Below are 1031 nucleotides of genomic sequence, written 5' to 3'. Positions count from 1 at the left end.
ATCCTGGGGAGACAATCGCTTTAGTCGGTCCAACTGGATCAGGAAAAACAACAATTATTAATTTGTTAACTCGCTTTTATGACATTCAAAAAGGGAAAATTAGCATTGATGAAAAAGATATAAAGGATTATGATATTAATTCTTTGCGGAGTAAAATAGGGGTTGTTTTACAGGATACGTATTTATTTGCTGGGACGATTATGGATAATATTCGTTATGGGCGTTTGGATGCAAGTGACGAAGAAGTAATGGCCGCTTCTAAAGCTGCATCAGCACATTCTTTTATTAAGCATTTACCGAATCAATATGAAACGGAAATTGCTTCGGAAGGATCGAATTTAAGTCAGGGACAAAAACAACTTCTTGCGATTGCACGAGCAATTTTAGCAGATGCAGATATATTAATTCTCGACGAAGCTACATCTAATATCGATACGAGAACAGAATTACAAATTCAAGCTGGATTAAATAATTTAATGAGAGGGCGAACGAGCTTTGTAATTGCTCATCGGCTGAAAACGATTGAAAAAGCAGATCAAATACTTGTAATAAAAGATGGAAGTATTTTAGAGAGAGGAAATCATGAAACTCTTATGGAAGATGGAGGGTTTTACTTTGATTTGTATACGAGTCAGTTTAAAATTTAACAAAAACATTGATGTGGTGAGGTTTCTCTAGAAAAGAGAAACCTCATTTTTTATATTTGCAAACATTACCATCCGAATAGTCTTTCACTAAATGTTTTAACAGCGTCCTTTTGCAGACCAGGTGAAAAATGTGAATAGCGATTTAAAGTTATGAAAACGTCCTTATGACCCAATCGTTCGCTTACAATCTTTGGATGTACTCCTTGTTTTAAAAGAAGCGTTGCATGTGTATGGCGTAAATCATGAAATCTAATGTTGTTTAATTCTGTTTTTTTCAAATAGGCTTTAAATTTATCGTGAAAGCCACTTTTGTCTTCTTTTTCCGGTCTCTGGATCAGCTCCGATATCGACAATAATACACCACTTTGTTCCTCTTTTTCGAAT

Annotated in this window: 2 protein-coding genes and 1 pseudogene; 1 reads left to right on the top strand and 2 read right to left on the bottom strand. The window is 34.7% G+C overall.

Annotated elements, in window-relative coordinates; genetic code table 11:
* A partial coding sequence (locus AC1DTM_RS28250; protein WP_477001461.1) for an ABC transporter ATP-binding protein occupies positions 1-647 on the top strand: 647 nt, incomplete at its 5' end.
* 65 nt (positions 648-712) lie between these two features.
* Here the strand turns inward: AC1DTM_RS28250 and AC1DTM_RS28245 are convergent.
* Together AC1DTM_RS28245 and AC1DTM_RS28240 are read right to left on the bottom strand one after the other, a co-directional pair.
* A pseudogene (locus AC1DTM_RS28245) lies at positions 713-937 on the bottom strand (tyrosine-type recombinase/integrase); the annotation flags it as partial.
* A 1-nt stretch (position 938) separates the two neighbouring features.
* Positions 939-992: a hypothetical protein gene (locus AC1DTM_RS28240; protein ID WP_477001462.1), complete on the bottom strand. Its 54-nt coding sequence runs from the start codon at positions 990-992 to the stop codon at positions 939-941.
* Positions 993-1031: the final 39 nt, after the last annotated feature.

Source organism: Bacillus sp. P4_D3, assembly GCF_056401855.1.
Note: the sequence above shows the minus strand (reverse complement) of the source record. Positions and strands in the feature narration are given on the sequence as shown.